The 18,573-nt window shown below is 55.4% G+C and carries 21 protein-coding genes and 1 tRNA gene (1 of these 22 only partly in view); 9 read left to right on the plus strand and 13 right to left on the minus strand.

What is annotated here, in order from left to right:
- The 4 genes from msrP to ACXAET_RS11690 all read right to left on the minus strand — a co-directional run.
- Positions 1 to 546, minus strand: the 5' portion of a protein-coding gene (gene msrP, locus ACXAET_RS11675; protein ID WP_475184971.1) for a protein-methionine-sulfoxide reductase catalytic subunit MsrP. 357 nt of this gene lie to the left of the window's left edge; the window shows 546 of its 903 coding nt (coding positions 1-546); its start codon is at positions 544 to 546; its stop codon lies off the left edge, out of view.
- Positions 547 to 908: 362 nt separating this feature from the next.
- Positions 909 to 1,586, minus strand: coding sequence for a GntR family transcriptional regulator (locus ACXAET_RS11680; protein ID WP_475184973.1), 678 nt, complete (start codon positions 1,584 to 1,586; stop codon positions 909 to 911).
- Positions 1,583 to 2,614 carry a Gfo/Idh/MocA family protein gene (locus ACXAET_RS11685; protein ID WP_475184975.1) on the minus strand — a complete coding sequence of 344 codons (1,032 nt, stop codon included), beginning with the start codon at positions 2,612 to 2,614 and terminating at the stop codon, positions 1,583 to 1,585. Before ACXAET_RS11685 ends, ACXAET_RS11680 begins: the two co-directional genes overlap by 4 nt.
- Positions 2,611 to 3,699 (minus strand): isocitrate/isopropylmalate dehydrogenase family protein, encoded by a 1,089-nt coding sequence (locus ACXAET_RS11690; protein WP_475184979.1) that lies wholly within the window; start codon positions 3,697 to 3,699, stop codon positions 2,611 to 2,613. The genes ACXAET_RS11685 and ACXAET_RS11690 overlap by 4 nt, the downstream gene beginning before the upstream one ends.
- A 136-nt stretch (positions 3,700 to 3,835) precedes the next feature.
- Here ACXAET_RS11690 and ACXAET_RS11695 point away from each other — a divergent pair, with 136 nt between their 5' ends.
- From ACXAET_RS11695 to otnC, 7 genes are read left to right on the plus strand one after another with little or no spacing between them, the layout of a single operon-like run.
- On the plus strand, positions 3,836 to 4,843 hold the full coding sequence (locus tag ACXAET_RS11695; RefSeq protein ID WP_475184981.1) for a Bug family tripartite tricarboxylate transporter substrate binding protein: 1,008 nt from the start codon (positions 3,836 to 3,838) through the stop codon (positions 4,841 to 4,843).
- 59 nt (positions 4,844 to 4,902) lie between these two features.
- Positions 4,903 to 5,652 (plus strand): hypothetical protein, encoded by a 750-nt coding sequence (locus ACXAET_RS11700; RefSeq protein WP_475184983.1) that lies wholly within the window; start codon positions 4,903 to 4,905, stop codon positions 5,650 to 5,652.
- Between the two features lie 4 nt (positions 5,653 to 5,656).
- Positions 5,657 to 7,168, plus strand: a complete 1,512-nt coding sequence (locus tag ACXAET_RS11705) for a tripartite tricarboxylate transporter permease (protein WP_475184986.1) — start codon at positions 5,657 to 5,659, stop codon at positions 7,166 to 7,168.
- Positions 7,168 to 7,455 (plus strand): putative quinol monooxygenase, encoded by a 288-nt coding sequence (locus ACXAET_RS11710; RefSeq protein WP_475184989.1) that lies wholly within the window; start codon positions 7,168 to 7,170, stop codon positions 7,453 to 7,455. Before ACXAET_RS11705 ends, ACXAET_RS11710 begins: the two co-directional genes overlap by 1 nt.
- Complete coding sequence (locus ACXAET_RS11715) at positions 7,452 to 8,249, plus strand: N-acyl homoserine lactonase family protein (RefSeq protein WP_475184990.1); 798 nt, start codon at positions 7,452 to 7,454, stop codon at positions 8,247 to 8,249. The genes ACXAET_RS11710 and ACXAET_RS11715 overlap by 4 nt, the downstream gene beginning before the upstream one ends.
- Positions 8,246 to 9,523, plus strand: coding sequence for a 3-oxo-tetronate kinase (gene otnK, locus ACXAET_RS11720; protein WP_475184993.1), 1,278 nt, complete (start codon positions 8,246 to 8,248; stop codon positions 9,521 to 9,523). Before ACXAET_RS11715 ends, otnK begins: the two co-directional genes overlap by 4 nt.
- On the plus strand, positions 9,520 to 10,161 hold the full coding sequence (otnC, locus tag ACXAET_RS11725) for a 3-oxo-tetronate 4-phosphate decarboxylase (protein ID WP_475184995.1): 642 nt from the start codon (positions 9,520 to 9,522) through the stop codon (positions 10,159 to 10,161). Before otnK ends, otnC begins: the two co-directional genes overlap by 4 nt.
- A 364-nt stretch (positions 10,162 to 10,525) precedes the next feature.
- Here otnC and ACXAET_RS11730 read toward each other — a convergent pair whose 3' ends face one another.
- The 7 genes from ACXAET_RS11730 to ACXAET_RS11760 form a co-directional block, all read right to left on the minus strand.
- Positions 10,526 to 11,050 (minus strand): N-acetyltransferase family protein, encoded by a 525-nt coding sequence (locus ACXAET_RS11730; protein ID WP_475184998.1) that lies wholly within the window; start codon positions 11,048 to 11,050, stop codon positions 10,526 to 10,528.
- Positions 11,047 to 11,601, minus strand: coding sequence for a helix-turn-helix domain-containing protein (locus ACXAET_RS11735; protein ID WP_475185003.1), 555 nt, complete (start codon positions 11,599 to 11,601; stop codon positions 11,047 to 11,049). The genes ACXAET_RS11730 and ACXAET_RS11735 overlap by 4 nt, the downstream gene beginning before the upstream one ends.
- 121 nt (positions 11,602 to 11,722) lie before the next feature.
- On the minus strand, positions 11,723 to 12,739 hold the full coding sequence (locus tag ACXAET_RS11740; protein ID WP_475185004.1) for a Fe(3+) ABC transporter substrate-binding protein: 1,017 nt from the start codon (positions 12,737 to 12,739) through the stop codon (positions 11,723 to 11,725).
- 238 nt (positions 12,740 to 12,977) lie between these two features.
- Positions 12,978 to 13,586 carry a hypothetical protein gene (locus ACXAET_RS11745; RefSeq protein WP_475185008.1) on the minus strand — a complete coding sequence of 203 codons (609 nt, stop codon included), beginning with the start codon at positions 13,584 to 13,586 and terminating at the stop codon, positions 12,978 to 12,980.
- Positions 13,583 to 14,173 (minus strand): HupE/UreJ family protein, encoded by a 591-nt coding sequence (locus ACXAET_RS11750; protein ID WP_475185012.1) that lies wholly within the window; start codon positions 14,171 to 14,173, stop codon positions 13,583 to 13,585. Before ACXAET_RS11750 ends, ACXAET_RS11745 begins: the two co-directional genes overlap by 4 nt.
- A gap of 252 nt (positions 14,174 to 14,425) precedes the next feature.
- Positions 14,426 to 14,551, minus strand: a complete 126-nt coding sequence (ykgO, locus tag ACXAET_RS11755; RefSeq protein WP_085868787.1) for a type B 50S ribosomal protein L36 — start codon at positions 14,549 to 14,551, stop codon at positions 14,426 to 14,428.
- A 90-nt stretch (positions 14,552 to 14,641) separates the two neighbouring features.
- Positions 14,642 to 14,716: transfer RNA gene (locus tag ACXAET_RS11760), tRNA-Val, on the minus strand.
- 148 nt (positions 14,717 to 14,864) lie between these two features.
- Here ACXAET_RS11760 and ACXAET_RS11765 point away from each other — a divergent pair.
- Entirely contained in the window at positions 14,865 to 15,725 is an 861-nt protein-coding gene (locus tag ACXAET_RS11765) for an N-formylglutamate amidohydrolase (protein ID WP_475185018.1), read from the plus strand.
- Positions 15,726 to 15,727: 2 nt separating this feature from the next.
- Here the strand turns inward: ACXAET_RS11765 and ACXAET_RS11770 are convergent, their stop codons facing one another.
- Together ACXAET_RS11770 and pyrF are read right to left on the minus strand one after the other, a co-directional pair.
- Positions 15,728 to 16,981 carry a DNA polymerase IV gene (locus tag ACXAET_RS11770; protein WP_475185021.1) on the minus strand — a complete coding sequence of 418 codons (1,254 nt, stop codon included), beginning with the start codon at positions 16,979 to 16,981 and terminating at the stop codon, positions 15,728 to 15,730.
- Between the two features lie 359 nt (positions 16,982 to 17,340).
- Complete coding sequence (pyrF, locus tag ACXAET_RS11775) at positions 17,341 to 18,045, minus strand: orotidine-5'-phosphate decarboxylase (RefSeq protein WP_475185022.1); 705 nt, start codon at positions 18,043 to 18,045, stop codon at positions 17,341 to 17,343.
- Positions 18,046 to 18,196: 151 nt separating this feature from the next.
- Between pyrF and ACXAET_RS11780 the strand changes: the two genes are divergently transcribed.
- On the plus strand, positions 18,197 to 18,517 hold the full coding sequence (locus tag ACXAET_RS11780; RefSeq protein WP_475185025.1) for a hypothetical protein: 321 nt from the start codon (positions 18,197 to 18,199) through the stop codon (positions 18,515 to 18,517).
- The last annotated feature ends 56 nt before the right edge of the window (positions 18,518 to 18,573 follow it).

The raw sequence follows: 18,573 nt of genomic DNA on the forward strand, positions 1-18,573 counted from the left end.
CATCGCCTCGTCCAAGCGCAGACCTTCGCGATAGGGCCAGTCCAGAACCGGATAGCGAACTCCGGGCATCTCATCAGGGACCAGGGCAGTTTCGAAGGCCACGTATTTGGCGCCTTCCTGCACACCCGCCATGTTCAGCAGGTCGGCCAGTTCGAACCCATTCCACGGAATCACCATCGACCACGCCTCGACGCATCGGAAACGGTAGATGCGTTCTTCGACCGTCATCTCGGACATGATGTCTTTGAAGTCATAGTCGCCCGGATTGTCGACCAGTCCGTCAATCTTGACGCTCCATGGCTCAGTGGTCAGCGCATGCGCGTATCTGACCGGATCGTCTTTTCCGGTGCCAAATTCGTAGTAGTTATTGTACGAAGTGATCTCTTCCCAGGCGTTGGGCTCCAATGCCTCTTGCGCCGAGGCGCCTTTTGCCAAATGAGCCAGCCCGACACCCGCCAGCCCCGCCATGACCTGACGCCGGTTCAGAAACGCCGCCCGAGGGGTTACGTCTGCATGAGTCAATGTGTTGGTCCAGCGATGCGCCATATTTGTCTCCGTCGTCGAGCTTGTTATTTCCTAAGCTAGTCCGCTGATAGCACAGCGCCAAGAAAACGGGCGTAACGATTCAGAGACGAGATTGTAACGCATACGCCTGCCACCACGTCTTTTCGCTCGGCAAACGGCTCATGGCGACGCTGGAATCTCAAGCAAATGAATAACGGTGTGACAAGTAACTTGTCTTTTTCCCTTGCGCGGCCGGGCATGACAGCAACAATGAAGGTTTTACCACCCACCGCAGAACCAGTAGCCAGCTAATCAGGTTGCCGAACCTGCCGGATCGGAACCCTTGGCAGCTATGCCACAGGCAGCTTCAGGGACTTTTTGTTTCAGGATGCTATTCACCCTGATCAGAGGCTGTTCAGCCGATGCTTTTCCAGGATCCCGCACAGCATAGCCTTGGCTTGCAAACGATGTTCCCGATGGCGTTCACGCGCCACATCCGGCCGGCCTTCGCTAATCGCTTGAAAAACGATCCGGTGATCTTCGTTGGACTTGACCGGTAAAGGCCGGATAAACAGCGTCGTCGCGCGTGCGCGGCGAACCTGATCGCTCATCATCGCCACAATCGCTTCGATCCGTTTGTTGCCACCTAGTCGCACAAGTTCCTGGTGAAAGAGCTCATCAGCTTCCGCCCAGGCTTCCAGATCTCCGGCTTCGATCGCTTGATCCATTTGTGCGATCGATCCAGCAAGAACAGCTAAGTCTTGCTTGGAATAACCCGCCTCCGCAGCGCGCTGCGCTGCGAGACTTTCGAGTTCCGTCAGGACGTCATAGATTTCGCGCATGTCTTCGGACGAAACAGGCAGGATGCGCACCCCTTTGCGCGGCCGCATCTCCAGCAGCCCCTTGCTTTCCAACATCAATGCAGCTTCTCGTATCGGGGTGCGGGACATGCCCAGTGCCTCGGCCAACTCCGATTCCAGATGATCAGTCCCCGCAGCAAGCTCGCCAGACAGGATCATCCGGCGCAAATCCCGAACCGCGCGTTGCGTATTGGAAAGCGTTTTGTTGTCCTGTTGGTTCACGGCGTCTCCAGGTTGATCTTTCGGCCTTTCGCAGCCGAAAGATAGATCATTTCTTCGATGCGAATTACATCCAGATAGTCGCGGGCTGCATTCTCCAGCGGCGTGCCCGTTAGAAGGCCTGAAACGACGTGACTTTGCAAGGCGTGCACGCAGTCGCCGCCAAATCCATTGCGATCGGCTGGGGGTAGAATCTGCTGCTTCCTCTGATCTCCAAATGCGCGAAGCTCTACGGAGCCATCACCGTTCAGTCCCAGCGAACCTTCGGTGCCTTCAACTAGCGCTTCGCCCATGGTCTGACGCAGGTTATCAGCACTGTGGTCAAGGCACCTGTTCCCATCGAACAGAGCTTTCATCCCGTTTGGATGGTCGAACAGGATGTAACCCGCGTCCTCACCAGCGATTGCCGGGTTTACTTGACGTAGATCCGCGTAAACGGCCAAAGGCGCATCGAACAAAAACCGGAATGTATCGACCCAATGAACCGCTGTTTCATGCACCAGGAAGCGCGGCATGTCCTGAAAGTAGGGTTGCCGGTCAAGATAGGCACGCGGCCCCTGCCCGTCACCGGGCCGAAGCCGGAAAGTTGCTTGTAAAGGCGTGCCGATGCTACCCTTTTCCATCGCCGCCTTGATTGCACGGTACCAAGGCTGAAAGCGAAAATTCTCATGTACAACAAGAGTGGCTCCAACCGCCTCGGCCTCTGAAACGACTTCTTTTGCTTCACTCAGAGATTTGCAAAAAGGCTTTTGACAGATCAGCCATTTAATACCCAAGCGCAGTGCGGTTCGAATGGCGTCGGCCTGCGCCACGGGCGGAAGGATAATGTCAACAAGGTCCGGCTTTTCAACCTCAAGCATCAGCGAAAGGTCGTTGTAGGCTGGCAGACCCGTGGCTTTGGCCTTGTCGATATCCCGGTTGCACGATGCAACCGGAACAGCGCCGGGCATGCGTGACCAGCTTTCGTAGTGGAACTTGCTGAAATATCCCGCCCCGACACAGGCGACTTTGATAACCTGTTGAGTATTCATGTCTTCAATGCTTCCAAAACCGATAACGCGGCGTCCTGCGTGCCAGCGGTACCGCCCAAATCCCGCGTCAGGTTGTAACCATTTGCCGTTACCTTTTCCACGGCCTCGCGCAACCGCGCGCCGTCGTTGGACAGCTCTGGGTGATCATTTGTCAAACCTAGCCATTCCAGCATCATTGCCGCGGACAGTATCATCGCAAATGGGTTGGCAATGCCCTGTCCGGCAATATCCGGTGCAGAACCATGGCAAGGTTGGAATACAGCGTGACTCAGGCCAATATCCGCGGAAGGTGCTAGGCCAAGACCTCCCATAAGACCCGCGCCTAGGTCAGAAAGGATATCGCCAAACATGTTTTCGGTTACCAGAACATCGAATTCCCAGGGCTTTTGAACCATCCACAGCGCGGTCGCATCAACATAGGCATGGTCTGCCTGTAAATCGGGATGCAGCATTGCTTCTGCGTCGAACAAGGATCTGAAGAATGCAAAGGCGCGGAAAACATTTGCTTTGTCAACGCATGTCACCCGCCCCCGGCCGCGCCCGGACGCCTTGCGGTTCTTGGCTAGCTCAAACGCGAAACGAAAAAGCTTTTCGGAAACCTCACGGGTGATCAAAAGGGTTTCACGCGCCTCATCATCTGTAATTTCACCTGCGCCTTGGGTGAAAAACAGCCCTTCGGTGCTTTCACGGATCAATACAAAGTCGATCTCTTTTCCATTGGGCAGCGACAAGGGAGTCGTTTGTCCGCTGCTTACCTTTACCGGACGCACACCAGCAAAAAGGCCAAGCTGCTTGCGCAGGTCAATCTGCGGTGAAATCTCGGTTCCGTCTGCGTAGCGCACATCCGGCAAGCCCATCGCAGACAACAGAATCGCGTCCGCCTTACGGGCCATTTCCAGCGACCGCTTTGGAAAAGACTCGCCGGTTGCTGCGTAGTGGGATGCGCCTGCGGGCGCATCCGTGAACGCCAAATCGTAACTTGGATTGCTGACTGAGAGATGACGCAGAATGTCTAGTGTGGGCGCCATGATTTCAGGACCGATACCGTCCCCGTGAAACACTGCAACATCATACGTCTTTTTCATCTTGGCCTGCGTCCTTCCCGTTTCGCCGTCTCATCGCAATTTCGGCTTTCATCACTCTCCGTTGACAATGCATTCTTTAATGTATACGCAAATAAATGCAACAATAAACGCGAAGTTGTTATGGGAGGACTTGGAAATGAAACTTAAGCTAGGGCGGTTGGCGGCCGCAGCCGTGATGGCGACCGGGATTGCAGGGATTGCCGCCGCGCAGGACTACCCCTATCGGGATATCACCACTGCCGTGGTCTGGGGGGCCGGAGGCGGCACCGACACGATCAACCGCATGATCATGGCCGAGATGGAAAAGCACCTGCCGGTCTCTATCAATGTGATCAATCAGACGGGTGGGGTCGCTGGCTCTAACGGCATGGTCTATGTAATGAACCAGCCCGACGATGGATATACGCTGGTTGGTCTGTCCGAGTCGAACGTCACCGCAGCCGTGCAGGGCGGTTGGGACAAGAAGTTTGACTTCTGGTATCCGTTCATCGTTGGCGGATCGCCCGATCTGATCTCAGTTCCTGCGGACAGTCCTTACAACACGCTGGAAGAATTGGTCGACGCTGCCAAGGCTGCTCCTGGCACAATTCCAGCCGCCGCGTCCGGGGCAGGCTCCATCCACCATCTGAACCTTCTCGCGATCGAGAAAGGGTCCGGGGCTGAGTTCAAGTTTGTTCCCTACAAAGGATCGGCACCCGGTCAGGAAGCAGCCATTGCAGGCGAGGTAGCGCTGGTTGTGACCTCATTGGCGGAACAGGCCCCGCTGATTGAGGGCGGTCAACTTAGACCCCTTGCGATGTTGACACCAGAAGATGCGCAGATTGCAGGAACTACGGTGCCTTCGGCGTTTGATGTCTACGACGGTCTAGACCAGTATCTGCCACTGAAACAAGCGATCGGATTTGCTGTACACAATTCGGCTGGGGAAGACGTAAAATCAGCTTTGGGCGAGGCGTTCGAACAGGCGATTGCATCCGAAACCGTCGCGACGTGGGCCGCAGCGAACAACTATGATGTCGGTGGTCAACATGGCGAAGAGGCGCAAGCACTGTTTGCGAACCTTGAGGCCACTTTTGCCTATACCCTGAAAGATCTGGGCGCTGCTACGGTCGATCCCGCCTCGTTGGGTATCGAAAAGCCCTAACTCGCAAAGTTCGTAAAAGAGCGCGATACGCCGCGCTCTTTTCTTATGAGAGGCAGGATATGAAAAATACCAACGAAACGCTGGTCATGCGGACGCGCGATTTCTGGGCATCCATTGTCCTAATTGCCGTTTCAGTTTTCTTTCTGTGGAAGACGTCAGATATTCCGCTGTGGGGAGAGAACCGCGCGGGCGTGAGCGGGTCGGATTGGTACAATTCAGCGGCAATCGTACCTTTGTTCATCTTTGGCGGATTGCTTGCCCTTTCTATTGTTTTGCTGACCATTTCGATCAGGTCGGGTGGTGCTCAAAACGCGCTGAGTGCAATTGGGATCGGGTGGGACAAAACCGAAACCTACCGAACCTCCACGATCAGCCTGATACTCTTTGCATATGTTGTTGGGCTGGTTCCAAGGGTGGACTTTATTCTGTGTTCAGGGCTGTTGATTACAGCTTTGACTTTCGGCTTCTACGGCGGCCACGCACGGCGTGCCTTGGTGGCCTGCATTGCAGTTGCCGCAGCCGGACTATTTGCGGTCATCATGTTTCGCGAACAGGCAGAATGGAATGCGCATGGCGATGATTGGGTAACGCTGACCATATGGTTTGTACTGACCCTGTTGGTACTCAGCAAAGCTAAGTCCGAGCGTATTCTGCGGTTCGTTCCATTGGTCGCGATTCTGGCTCCGCTCATCCTTGTTTGCGCGATGGCCTTTGTGTTCCGCCAGAACGTTCCGGCACGCGGCGGGCCGATGTTCAAGCAAATCGAATACCACTACTACGTGACGCTTCGTCCGTTATGGAAAGACTGACCGGATGGACTTTATCCTTTCGCAATTGGCTGGATTTGGGACCGCCTTCGTGGGCCTGGCCGTAGACCCGCTGACCTATCTGTATCTGATCGCATCCGTGTTCCTAGGCATCACATTCGGCGCATTGCCAGGCCTCACGGCGACGTTGGCGGTGACGATCTTGACCGGTTTTTTCGGCAACAAAATACCGCTGGACTATTCACTGATCGCATTGCTAGGGGCTTATGTCGGCGCGATTTACGGTGGTTCTTACCCCTCAATACTGTTGAACATTCCCGGCACAGCAGCCAGCGCCGCAACCGCAATGGATGGCTATCCTTTGGCCAAGGCGGGGCGCGGCGGCGAAGCACTTGGGCTGACCACCACAGCCAGTTTTATTGGCACGGTGATCGGGACCATAACGCTTTTGATTTTTGTCTGGGCGCTGCTTTTGGTCTCAAAGAACATTGCCAGCCCCGAAAAGGCCCTGCTTGCGCTTTTCGGCATTCTTCTTTCCGGCACTTTGATGAGCGAAGACCTTGTCATTAAGGGATGGATCGCGGGTCTGATCGGGCTTGCGATGTCCATGGTTGGGCTTGACCCGTTACTGTCCGAGCCGCGCTATACCTTCGGCTGGTCTTACCTAATGAGTGGTTTTCTGGTTGTGCCCGTGCTTATGGGAGCTTTTGCCATTCCTCAGATCATCGACGGTTTACGTCATGTTGAGGCAGGGAAAGTGCTAGCCCTTAAAGGTCGCATCCTTCCGAACCTTCACTCGGTTCGTCGGTATCTGCCAACTATTGGCCGGTCGGGCGTGATCGGAACCGGTGTTGGTGCGCTACCGGGCGTCGGCGAAGATGTTGCCGGATGGGTCAGCTACGGCGTCGGCAAAACCGTATCGTCCGAGGGCGACAAGTTTGGTAAAGGGTCATTGGAAGGTCTGCTATGTTCCGAGACGGCCAACAACGCCTGTATCGGTGGCGCATTGATCCCGCTTTTGGTGCTGGGCATTCCCGGGTCACCACCCGCAGCGGCCTTGATGGGGGCATTCAAGATCAACAACGTGATCCCGGGCCCGACGATAGATCCCGAGATCATCCTGCGCGTGGTTGCGATTCTTGTGCTGGCATCCCTGACAATGTTCCTGATGGGGCTGTTCACGGCGCGCGTTTTTATCAGGATACTCGCTATACCGCAGACGATCTTCTTGCCGGTTGTTATGGTTTTGACAACGATCGGGTCTTTCAGCGTCGGAGGTGGAATCAATGACCTCTATCTGATGCTTGGCGTCGGCGCCGTGGCTTATTTCATGAACCTCATGAAATACCCAATCGCCCCGCTGGTCATAGGGGTTATTCTGGGAGGCCTTTTTGACGAAACCTTCCGCCGATCGCTGTTTCTGTCAGATGGGGACGTGTCGGTCTTTTTATCCCGACCTGGTGCTGCCATCCTGCTCGTGCTGAATATTGCTGTAATCCTCAGTCAATTGCCTGTCGCCAAGCGCGCCTTCTCACGTCTGAAAGGACAATCTGTTTGATGTTTGTGGTTACTGTAACCTTCACCCTAAAACCCGGTTCGAACGATGCTTTTTTGCCGTTGATGGTCGAAAACGCCTCAACCTCTGTGCGCGATGAACCAGGATGCCAGCAGTTCGATGTGTGCATGGGAGACGATCCCGATACGGTGTTCCTTTATGAGGTTTATGACGACAAGGTTGCGTTTGCTGCCCACCTCGAAAGCGCGCATTTCAAGTCGTTTGATGCAGCTGTGACCGCTATGATTGCCGCCAAGGTTGTTCACCAGTATTCCGAGGTCTTCCGATGAATGATTGGGAAATTCACGCCGTTAAATACGCAGATCGCAACGCTCGGACTCGCGCCGACAGTTTCATCATTGACGACGATCACGATGCAACTCATGCGATGGATTATTTCATTTGGGTGCTCACGCGCGGCAACGAAGTCATTCTGGTCGATACCGGTTATGATGCTGGAGAAGCAGCGGCGCGTGGTCGCCCCATCGCAATGGACCCGCGTGAGGCCTTGCGCCCACTTGGGATTACACCTGAAGCCGTTAGCCAAATTATCGTGACGCACCTGCACTACGATCATGCCGGCGGGCTGCATCTGTTCCCGAATGCGACATTGCACATTCAAACTGCTGAAATGGCCTTCGCAACCGGCCCATGCATGTGCGACGGCAACTTAAAGGCACCCTTTACGGCAGACCATGTGTGCGAGGCCGTAAAACGCCTTTATTCAGGAAAGGTTATTTTCCACGAAGGCGATGCCGAAATTTCCGATGGGGTCACGGTACACTGCGTCGGAGGCCATTCTCGCGGGTTACAATGCGTGCGTGTGCGAACGGCCGCTGGATGGATGGTTCTGGCCTCGGATGCGTCGCACTACTATGAAAATTTCATGGCACGCAAAGCTTTTCCCATAGTGGTCGACCTACAAGACATGATGGACGGGTTCGACACGCTTGAGAGGCTGGCGTCGCACCCACGGCTGATTGTACCCGGACACGATCCGCTTGTGCGCGAGGTTTTCCCCGTTGGCGCGGCACCGCATATTCACAGATTGGACCGCGGGCCGACGAGGGATATCGATCTATGAAAATAGGTGTGATCGCTGATGACTTCACCGGTGCAAGTGATATCGCGAACACCTTGGCAAAGGGTGTTGAGCCGGAAGGTGGATTGCGTACAGCGCAGTTTCCCGGCATTCCGACGTCTTCGGCGGATAAAGAGATCGAAGCGGGTGTGATCTCGCTCAAAAGCCGCACCGCACCGCGCGACAAGGCTATCTCGGACAGCCTGCGCGCGTTGCAGTGGCTGGTGGATCAGGGGTGCCATCAGTTCATCTTCAAATACTGCTCGACCTTTGACTCCACGAGACAGGGAAATATCGGCCCAGTTGCCGAAGCGCTCGCCGATGAACTCGGCGCGACAAAGGTCGTTTTCTGTCCGGCTTTTCCGACAACAGGGCGTACGGTATACCAAGGTCATCTATTTGTGCAGGGCAAGCTTTTGCCTGAGTCCGGGATGGAAGATCACCCGCTTACGCCGATGACAGATGCGGATATCAGGCGATGGTTAAGCCATCAGACCAGACACTCTGTCGGGTTGGTTTCAATAGACACCGTCATGCAAGGTGCAAGGGCAATTTCTGACGCGCTGCAAAACGCGGAGGAGCGATTTGTTATTGGCGATGCAATATCGGACGCAGACCTGTTGGCTTGGGGTGACGCTTTGCAAAACGCCAAGCTGATTACAGGGGGATCGGGCATAGCGCTGGGGCTAGCCAGAAACATTATCAGGCAAACATCATCAAAAAGGTCTGGTATCGCGTTCACAGGAATCTCCGGCCCGGAAGCGATCCTTGCGGGGTCTTGTTCCGGCGCAACCCGCAGGCAAATCGAAACGCATTCGATGTCGCATCCGACATTGGCCATCGATGTTCCGGGCGTGATGGCCGGTGACATAAACACACAGACACTTGTTGATTTTTTCAACGCGCATCCTGGTCAGGCGCCATTGGCCTTTTCTTCCGGAAGCCCGAATGAAGTGCGCGCGATCCAGGATCAATTCGGCCCGGACGCCGTGGCGACAAAGCTGGACGATCTGTTTGCAAGCACGGCGCGCGTTCTTGTTCAAATCGGCTATAAACGCCTGGTCGTGGCAGGAGGGGAGACGTCTGGTGCCGTGTCTCAAGCCGTATCGAAAATTCTTGATGCACCGGCGATGTCGATCGGACCTGAGATTGATCCGGGGGTGCCAGTCCTGAGTGTTGGAAGAACTGAACCCATTGGGCTGGCATTGAAATCCGGAAACTTCGGTTCACCTGACTTTTTTGCGAAAGCCCTCAAGAAGATGGAGACAGGGCGATGACCTCTGATGAGCTGGTGCTCCGGCAGCAGATGTCGGATCTCTGCGCATCCTTGTTTGCGCGTGGGTATTCGGTTGGAACTGCGGGCAATGTCTCGGCACGCGTGCAGGATGGCGTACTTATGACGCCAACCAATTCTTCACTCGGCAATATCGACCCGGCACGCATTGCAAAACTTGATTTGGATGGCAATCACGTATCCGGTGACGCACCGACCAAAGAGGTCTTTCTGCATCAAGCCTTCTATGAGACAAGGCCAGAGGCGGGCGCGGTGGTGCATTTGCATTCAACCTCAGCAACCGCATTGTCCTGCCTCGAGGAAACAGACCCAAATGACTGTATCCCGCCACTGACCCCATATGTGGTGATGCGGGTCGGTACTGTCAAAATGATACCCTATGTCAAGCCGGGCGATCCCAAATCCGGCGATCTTATCCGCGCGTTGGGTGGAAATTATGGAGCCGTCTTGCTAGCCAATCACGGCCCCGTCGTTTCAGGAACAGATCTGTTCGCGGCTGTCTGCGCAGCGGAGGAGTTGGAAGAAACAGCCAAGTTGGTGTTGGCCCTGCGGGGCATGCCAACACGGATGCTGGATTCAGAGCAGGTCGCAGAACTCAAGGCGACATTCGGCAGGAACTGATCCGGCACCCGTAAGGCGTTTGTTTATGCCGCCAGCCCAATCGCGGCCAACCGGTGGGCTGCGACTTCAAAATACGGTATCGACTTGTTTTTCGAGCACTCGAGAATCCCCTTGGGCCATTAGATTCTTCATTGCGCCGTGACACTCAAAAGTGGGCATTTTCGGCGTGACAAAAAACGAAAATTCACTTGCATTGGAAAGCAGAGGTCATCGACAGCGTTTATTTCTTGCGCCTAAAGACACCGCTTGTGCCACAGCTCTCACGAATTCAATTTCACCTGCGTCCTTCTCTGTCCAGCCCTCACATACGCGCTGCAATCGTGTGAACTGCTCTATGAGAAGTATCGTCGACACAACCTTAGGGCTAAGAATACCCAAGGCGTTTGTACATGTAGGTCGTGGGCTCCAGCCGGTCTTCGAACGGGTTGCGGCAAAAGTTCGGTATCTCTCCGGCGATCTGATACCCCATGTTTTGGTACAGTAGACGTGATGGATCTGTGCTGCGGGTGTCCAGCACCAGCAAGGTACGACCCAGAGCGACGGCACGATCCTCAAGCGCGGCCATAAGGGTTCGTGCCAGCCCTTGGCGTCTGGCATGTGGATGAACCAGTAGCTTGGCAACATCGGCGCGATGCGGTTGATTCGGCATCGCCGCCGGGATCAGCTGCACCGTGCCCAAAACGCGTCCCTTGTCATGGGCCGCAAAAATCTCCAGTGCGCCGCTGTCCAGGTTTGGCCGTACTTTGGTCTGCCAATATGTGTGTGACTGTTCCAGCGTAAAGGGCAAGATAAATCCAACACTTGCCCCATCCTGCACACAGGCGTGCAGGATATCGGCAAGGTCACTCACTGCCGCGTCAAAGCCCTCTACGTCGAGACGCGAAATCATATCAGAACCAGCAGATATCGAGCCCCACGCTCAAGCGACGTTTCAAATCGGGTTGGACCCGAAAGATGATAACGCAGGCAATCCCCGCCATTCAGATCGTGCGGAATGCCATCTACTGTCAACGTCAAAGCCCCATCCAACATGACCAAATGATGCTCCTGCCCCGGTTTTGGCGGCACGTCGTACGAGATCACCGTACCCGGCGGCAAGTGACCCTCAATTACCTCTGCGCTGAGGCCGTTGGCTGGCGGGGATACCGAGCGGCGGGTGAATCCGGTTTCCGGGTCACTCCATTCAGGCTGTCGCTCGAACGGGACACGCGGATCAAAACTGTCTTCGACCATCATAAGAAGTCGAGACATCGGAAGACCATAAGCAGCGCAAAGCCTACCCAGAGTTTCCGCCGTTGGACTGACATTGCCTTTCTCTAAACGAGACAGCGTCGCACGACTAACCCCGCTTTGGTCTGCCATTTGATCAAGGGACCATCCGTGGCTTTGGCGCAATTCCTTTAGACGGTTGGCAAGGCGGTTTGAGAGGTTGTCCAGCATCGTTCATATACGGGAATAGAGATCATATATGAGAAAATATTAAGAAAACAAATCCTCGTCAATAAGAAAGGGCGCAAAGAAATCTTTGCGCCCTTCCAGTAGCTCGGGTTTTTGCCCTGGATTACTTCCAGCCGACCTCGTTATAGATTTTTTGTGCTTCGGGTACATTTTTTGCGACAGCCGACAGGTCCACGGCGTCAGCTTTGAAGTCACCCAATTCTGAGACCGAGTCTGAAATGGCGACACCCTCGACCGCGGGGTATTCATCGTTGCCGGCCGAGAAATACTGCTGCGCTTGATCGCTCGCCAGATACTCAAGGAACTTGATTGCGTTTTCCTTGTTTGGCGCGTTTGCAGCAACGCCGCCACCTGACAGGTTTACATGCGCCCCATTGCCGTCCTGATCTGGGAAGACCCAACCGATCATATCGCGGTCGGCGGATACGCCGTCAACATCTTTGCGGATTGCACGGGCGAAATAGTAGGTGTTCGACATCGCGATATCGCACTCACCTGAAACAATGCCACGCAGTTGGTCTGTGTCACCACCCTGCGGTTCACGAGCAAAGTTTGCGACAACGCCTTCAGCCCAGTCTTTAGCTGCGTCTGCGCCTGCATGTTCAATAATCGCCGCCAGAATGGTTTGGCTGTAGACGTTACCGCCAGAGCGGATGCAGACCTGTCCTTTGTACTTTGGGTCAGCGAGGTCGGCGTATGTCTGCGGTGGTTCGCTTACGTCATTCTTATCATAAAACAGAATGCGCGCGCGCTGCGAGAAGCCGAACCACTGATTGTCGCTATCTTGCAGGTTCGAAGGGATACGCTCTTCCAGAACGGCACTATCGATTGATTGCAGAACGCCCGCGTCTTTGGCACGTTCGAGGCGCGAGGTGTCCACGGTCAGCAATACATCCGCAGGCGAATTCGCGCCCTCAGCTTCCATCCGTGCAATAAGCTCATCGGCTTTGCCTTCGATGCGGTTGATCGTGATCCCGGTCGCCTCTTCAAAATCGCTATAGAGGCGTTCGTCGGTATCGTAATGGCGCGAGGAATACAGGTTCAATTCGCCTTCGGCGGCGACAGAGGTTGACATCAACGCCACCAGGGCAGCGGTGGCGCAGGTAGAGGGTTTCAGCATCGTATCTCTCAACTTTGTGAATCGTTGCGTTTATTCCTGAGTGAAATAGTCAATGATACGATTCCTTTGCAAATGCAAGCAAATCTCTGAAAATAAAACGGGCAGTTGGCTAATAATTTCAGGATACACGGCGGCAGTTGTTCACACATTGCTTGCAGAACAACAGAATTGGGGTCGCAGCAACGGCCCTGCACTTACAGGTAACCCAGACCACTTGAGTTCGGCTGTTCTATGTCACTTAAACCGCCAAGACCGGGTCGGCAAAACCCAGTGCCAACATCAAAAGCGAGATGGCCCCAAGCCACGCGGCCGCGACGCGAAAGGCAACGTCGACCCAGGGATTGGTAAAGCGGTTTCGGGCCAGAAGAAAAACACCGGCAAGATAAAACAAACCAAGGTTTGCGCCGATCAAAGATCCAGCCATGGTTGGCAGCGCGTCAGGGATCGGACCGTCGTCCGGAACAGAAGCAACTCCGATCAGACCTGCACCAAGGGCCACGACAACCAGAGAAAACAGAATTGATTTGCCCGGTCGCAGTGCTGCCAGCGAGCAAACGAGAAAAGCCGCCGCAAACAGCATCGCGTCAATGGTCTCAAAAGGATAGGGAACTGTCAGACCCAACACGCTGGCAAGAAGAAAACCGGCGAACAAAAATTTTGTGCCTTCTGGTTTGAAGCCACTGACAACCAAAGCCAGGCCGAGTAAAAGCAGCGCCTGGGCCGGTGTCGAAAAGGGGTGGAGCAATCCGGCGTAAAACCCCTCGACGCCCGGCAAAGCCCCATGTGCCGCAGCCGGACCGGCAGAAATCAAAAAAGGCAGGCAAGCTAGGTAAGTCTGTCTTCTCATCCCTGGGCCACACCAGTGAGAAAAACGATGCCCGCTAGACCTATCAACCCACCAACGCCACGCACTATAGCCTCGCCATAAGGCCAGCGTACGACCGACCCAAACGAAATTCCGATAAGATGCAGAATGCCGGTCGAAACTATGAACCCCACGACATAAGGGAATGCGCCCGACACTGCTGGCAGTTTCGCGCCATGAGCGTAGCCGTGAAAAATTGCAAAGACACCAACAATCCCTACACACAACCAAATGTTAAGTTTTGTCGCAAAGGCAATCAGTGTACCCAGCACAACCGCCGAGAGCGCGATCCCTGTTTCGATGGCGGGAATGGAAATGCCAATGATGCCGGCAACTGCTCCAAATGCCATGATCAACGGAAATATTATCGGCAGGACCAAAAGTGCCGGCGCACCAAGAAATGCCCCCCAAAGGCCAACGGCGACCATGGCCGCGGCGTGATCCCAGCCAAGGATTGGGTGCGTAAACCCTGCCACAAACCCACCGCCATAACCTTCGTCGGAATGTGCCTGCGCTGAACACACGGTAAGAAAGTAAATCGAAGCAATCGTTAGAAGTCTGTACGTCACACCGTTTTGCAAAGCGACCTCACCCGTTTAGCTGCAATCCACTGATATTCTAAATTTACATGTTCGTGTATCTCAACGAGTATTCGGACTACATTATTGGCCCGGAACAGCGCGGCAACAGATTATATGACTGCTGCTTGTTCTGAAAACTGTCATTCGCTGAAGCAATGACGTCGGGCATGTAAGCCCCGTTACGCCCATAAAAAAACCGCACCCAAGGGCGCGGTCTTTTTTTGAGTTAGTGCGTAAGTCTCAGCCTTGACGTGCTTTGAACTTGCGCTGCGTCTTGTTGATCACGTAGACGCGGCCTTTGCGACGCACAATCCGGCAATCACGGTGCCGGTTCTTGAGCGAGCGGAGCGAGTTCCTGACCTTCATGGGTCTGTCTCCAATCTGCGGCGCCTTCATCAAAGACGTGGCCAGCGCCTGGGTTAGCGGGTGCCCCGGATACCCGGAACAGTGAAACGATGGTGGGCGGTACAAGGATCGAACTTGTGACCCCTTCGATGTCAACGAAGTGCTCTACCGCTGAGCTAACCGCCCACGAACCTTTGCGTTACCCTGCCCCAAAACGAAATGGGGCGCAGAGACCCGCGCCGGTAGCGGGGTCTATAAAAGGACTCGCCAAGGGGTTCAAGGGGTTTGGCAGAACTATTTTCCGGTCTATGTTCGATCTGAACAAGGAGTCACCATGCAGAATATCCCCTACGTACTGGATATGCCGACCAGCCGCACATCTTGCGTTGTTTTTTCGTCTCCTCACAGTGGTCGAAACTACCCTCAATCGCTTCTGAAGCGGACGGTTTTGAACGAAAGCATGATTCGTTCGTCGGAAGATGCCTTTGTAGATCAGTTGTTTTCTGCCGCCACCTTGTTTGGTGCGCCGATGATATCGGCAGTAATGCCACGCGCATATCTGGACCTGAACCGCAGCGCGGATGAGCTGGACCCGGCATTGATACAAGGTGCGCGCCGGTCTGGGCACAATCCGCGCGTGGCCTCAGGGCTTGGGGTGATTCCGCGCGTCGTGGCGAATGGGCGTGCGATTTATCGCGGCAAACTGACCATGGATGAGGCGCGTCTGCGCATCGATACCTGTTGGCGACCCTATCATGCGCGCGTCAAATCCTTGCTGAAGGAATCCCATGACGCATTCGGGCAGGCGATCCTGGTTGATTGCCACTCGATGCCGCATGAAGCTGTTGCGATGGTCGGCAGTTCAAAAACCAGCCGCCCTGATGTGGTTTTAGGGGACCGGTTCGGCGCTTCAGCCTCGGCCGAGGTTGTGGACAGAATCGAAGCAGCCTGCGTCGCCGCCGGTTTGAATGTCGCACGCAACGCGCCCTTTGCCGGGGCCTATGTCACCCAGACCTACGGCCGTCCCGCCCGCCATCAGCATGCGGTTCAGATCGAAGTTGATCGGGCGCTGTACATGGATGAAGTCAAAATAGAACCGAATGAGAACTTCGCAGCATTTCAGGAAACACTGCGCGATATCATCCGGGATATCGCCAGCATTGGAAATGAATCGCTGCGTCTGGCGGCCGAGTAGACTCAGCGCAGGGCACGACCTTTCACAATTGCGTCGCTGCCAAAGCGGCGTCGGATTTCGTCGGTGGCGCGTTCAGCCTGCGACCGCTGGGTTGCTGCAGGGTCCAGCAAATCGCCGGAGATGTCGGCCTGCGACTCAGGACACAAGTCTGACAGGCCAACCCCCAACAGGCGATATGGCCCTTGATCCCCGACCTGATCAAACAGCCCGCGGGCGGTGCGATACAGACGGTCTGCGATCTGCGTGGGGTCATGTAATGAGACACGTCGTGTGATGATCTTGTGGTTTGATCTCTTGAGCTTCAATGTGACCACCCGGCCAGCCAATCCTTTGGCCTTGGCGCGATCGGCAACCTTTTCCGCCATGCGCCAAAGATGACCGTCCAGAATGTCGAGACTGGCGGTATCCTCGAAAAAAGTGGTCTCGTTGCTGATGGATTTCATCGGCTCATGGGCCGAGACACGCCTCTTGTCCTGCCCGCGCGCCAAGTGCCACAGCCGATAGCCCATGGAGCCGAAGCGAGCTGTCAGCGCCTCTTGGTCCCAGCGCAGCAGATCAGAGAAGCTGCGGATACCCGCACGATCAAGAGACGCCTGCGCAGCGGGGCCGATACCCCAGATCAGTCGAACGGGTTTGTCATGCAGAAACTCGGCGGTTTCGGCCTTGCCGATCACTGAAAACCCGCGCGGCTTGTCGAGGTCCGAGGCGACCTTGGCCAGGAACTTGTTATGTGACAACCCAATCGAGCCGGTCACACCCAGTTCATCTTTCATCCGCTTTACCAGTCGCGCCAGCATCACTGCGGGCGGGGCACCGTGCAGGCGTTGGGTGCCGGACAGGTCCATGAAAGCTTCGTCCAGCGACAGGGGTTCAACGACAGGGGTCAGCTCGTCCATCATTTTACGAATCTCGCGTGAGACCTCGGCATAGACAGACATGCGCGGCTTGATAACCACTGCATCTGGGCAAAGCTGGAGGGCTTTGAACATTGGCATGGCCGACCGTACCCCACGGATTCGCGCAACGTAGCAGGCGGTGGAAACCACGCCGCGGCGGCCGCCACCGATAATTACGGGTTTGTCAGCCAGTTCCGGATTGTCGCGTTTCTCGACCGAGGCATAAAACGCATCGCAATCCATATGCGCGATGGACAGGTCAAAAAGCTCGGGGTGCATCTTGACGCGCGGGCTGCCGCAAGCAGGGCAGCGCCGTTCATCCGTCAATGTGGTCAAGCAATCTCGGCAGAGACCGGGCATGAAATTTTCCCGCCTTCCGTGCGATCCCGTCAGCAGTTTGCATATACCAACCGCCGCGGATGCGCAAAGCATTGGCGCGCATCGACATCATAGTCTTTGTCCAGAAGAAGACCCCCCGCGAAGTGGCGGGGGGAGGTAACGGACCACAGGAAGAAACGGTCCGCGGGGAGTATTACCAATCCAGAATCGCTAAAAAACGGGGGTTTCGATAGCGCCTAGGTCACACTTCGAAAACTAGTGTTTTGCCTGTGTGTTTTGGGGCACAGGGACGAATTGTAGGCAGCCCCCACAAAAGTGACGCAAGGTCAACTGGTTGCAGGGTGATTCAGCGCGGAATCCTGCTGGTTTCATTGGGCGTTTCAGTGCCGTGTCAAGGAATTTAACTCAGCAAGAACCGCCTCTGCCGCGGCCTTTGGATTCACTGCTTGATAGATCGGACGCCCGACAACGATGTGGTCGGCGCCATCGCCGATTGCACTGGCGGGTGTTGCGACGCGTTTCTGATCGCCTAATGCCGCACCCGCCGGGCGCACACCGGGCGTCACGATCAGACGGCCTTCGGCTTGAGGCAAGGCGCGGATCAAGGCAGCTTCGTGGGGGCTGGCGATGACGCCATCGGCCCCGGCCTCAAGCGCGCGGGCTGCGCGTTCAACCACCAGTTCTTGCACGTCGCCGTCTTTCATCAGGCAGGCATCCAGGTCATCGCGATTTAGCGAGGTAAGGATGGTGACGGCCAAAATCTTCAAGTCCTTACCCGAAGCGCCCTCTTTCGCGGCGCGCACCACATGGGGGTCACCGTGAACAGTCAGGAAATCCAGATCGAACTGCGCCAACCCGCGCACCGCACTCTCTACCGTATTGCCGATATCGAACAGTTTCATATCCAGAAAGATGCGCTTGCCGTAATCCTGCTTGAGTTCGTTCGCCAACGCCAATCCGCCGCCGGTCAGCATGCCCAGCCCGATTTTGTAGAAGGACACGGTATCCCCCAGACGCTCAGCCATGGCCAATCCCTGCAGGGCGTTCGGAACATCTAGGGCAACGATCAGGCGGTCATCGGACATCGGGCAGGCTCCTTTTTGGCAAACGCCTGCGTCCTATCGGGTTCCGCGCCCGCTGTCCATGCAAGACAGTCCTGCGATCAAGATCAGGCAGACAGGACGAGATTATGTTATGCTGCCGGTTGCATAAACGTGGTTAACGGATGGGGAGAGCATGAGACAAGTGTTGATAGCAGGACTCCTGATGGCTCTGGCGGGATGTCAGGACACATCACCGCAAAGCGGGGAGTCGAACACGGTCGACAGACCGCCACCCAACGATGACTTGCGCTTCGTACGCGGGTATCGATCTGGCGATGACGACTGTCAGTTAACCGGAGAAACGGCGTTTACGGTCAATTTTCTGGATGATGCTGCAGACTTGGTTTCCTGTCCGACGGGCAGTGATGCAGACCGGTCATTGGTCGAATTGTACCCTGCGCGCGAAGTGGCGCAAACCGGCGGATACACGGTTTACTCGATCCCGCGCCGATAGGCCGTTTGGGCGCGAATCTGAGATTTAGACACTTGAACGAACGAAGATATTTCCCA

The organism is Ruegeria sp. AWH4_226 (genome assembly GCF_056159225.1).

What these genes read in the sequence shown, in the direction of transcription:
- otnC (WP_475184995.1), top strand. Translation starts at nt 9,520, where the DNA reads ATGACCTCTGATGAGCTGGTGCTCCGGCAGCAGATGTCGGATCTCTGC.
- ACXAET_RS11780 (WP_475185025.1), top strand. Translation starts at nt 18,197, where the DNA reads ATGAGACAAGTGTTGATAGCAGGACTCCTGATGGCTCTGGCGGGATGT.
- ACXAET_RS11765 (WP_475185018.1), top strand. Translation starts at nt 14,865, where the DNA reads ATGCAGAATATCCCCTACGTACTGGATATGCCGACCAGCCGCACATCT.
- ACXAET_RS11735 (WP_475185003.1), bottom strand. Translation starts at nt 11,601, where the DNA reads ATGCTGGACAACCTCTCAAACCGCCTTGCCAACCGTCTAAAGGAATTG.
- otnK (WP_475184993.1), top strand. Translation starts at nt 8,246, where the DNA reads ATGAAAATAGGTGTGATCGCTGATGACTTCACCGGTGCAAGTGATATC.
- ykgO (WP_085868787.1), bottom strand. Translation starts at nt 14,551, where the DNA reads ATGAAGGTCAGGAACTCGCTCCGCTCGCTCAAGAACCGGCACCGTGAT.
- ACXAET_RS11740 (WP_475185004.1), bottom strand. Translation starts at nt 12,739, where the DNA reads ATGCTGAAACCCTCTACCTGCGCCACCGCTGCCCTGGTGGCGTTGATG.
- ACXAET_RS11770 (WP_475185021.1), bottom strand. Translation starts at nt 16,981, where the DNA reads ATGCCCGGTCTCTGCCGAGATTGCTTGACCACATTGACGGATGAACGG.
- ACXAET_RS11715 (WP_475184990.1), top strand. Translation starts at nt 7,452, where the DNA reads ATGAATGATTGGGAAATTCACGCCGTTAAATACGCAGATCGCAACGCT.
- pyrF (WP_475185022.1), bottom strand. Translation starts at nt 18,045, where the DNA reads ATGTCCGATGACCGCCTGATCGTTGCCCTAGATGTTCCGAACGCCCTG.
- ACXAET_RS11710 (WP_475184989.1), top strand. Translation starts at nt 7,168, where the DNA reads ATGTTTGTGGTTACTGTAACCTTCACCCTAAAACCCGGTTCGAACGAT.
- ACXAET_RS11685 (WP_475184975.1), bottom strand. Translation starts at nt 2,614, where the DNA reads ATGAATACTCAACAGGTTATCAAAGTCGCCTGTGTCGGGGCGGGATAT.
- ACXAET_RS11705 (WP_475184986.1), top strand. Translation starts at nt 5,657, where the DNA reads ATGGACTTTATCCTTTCGCAATTGGCTGGATTTGGGACCGCCTTCGTG.
- ACXAET_RS11730 (WP_475184998.1), bottom strand. Translation starts at nt 11,050, where the DNA reads ATGATTTCGCGTCTCGACGTAGAGGGCTTTGACGCGGCAGTGAGTGAC.
- ACXAET_RS11745 (WP_475185008.1), bottom strand. Translation starts at nt 13,586, where the DNA reads ATGAGAAGACAGACTTACCTAGCTTGCCTGCCTTTTTTGATTTCTGCC.
- ACXAET_RS11695 (WP_475184981.1), top strand. Translation starts at nt 3,836, where the DNA reads ATGAAACTTAAGCTAGGGCGGTTGGCGGCCGCAGCCGTGATGGCGACC.
- ACXAET_RS11690 (WP_475184979.1), bottom strand. Translation starts at nt 3,699, where the DNA reads ATGAAAAAGACGTATGATGTTGCAGTGTTTCACGGGGACGGTATCGGT.
- ACXAET_RS11700 (WP_475184983.1), top strand. Translation starts at nt 4,903, where the DNA reads ATGAAAAATACCAACGAAACGCTGGTCATGCGGACGCGCGATTTCTGG.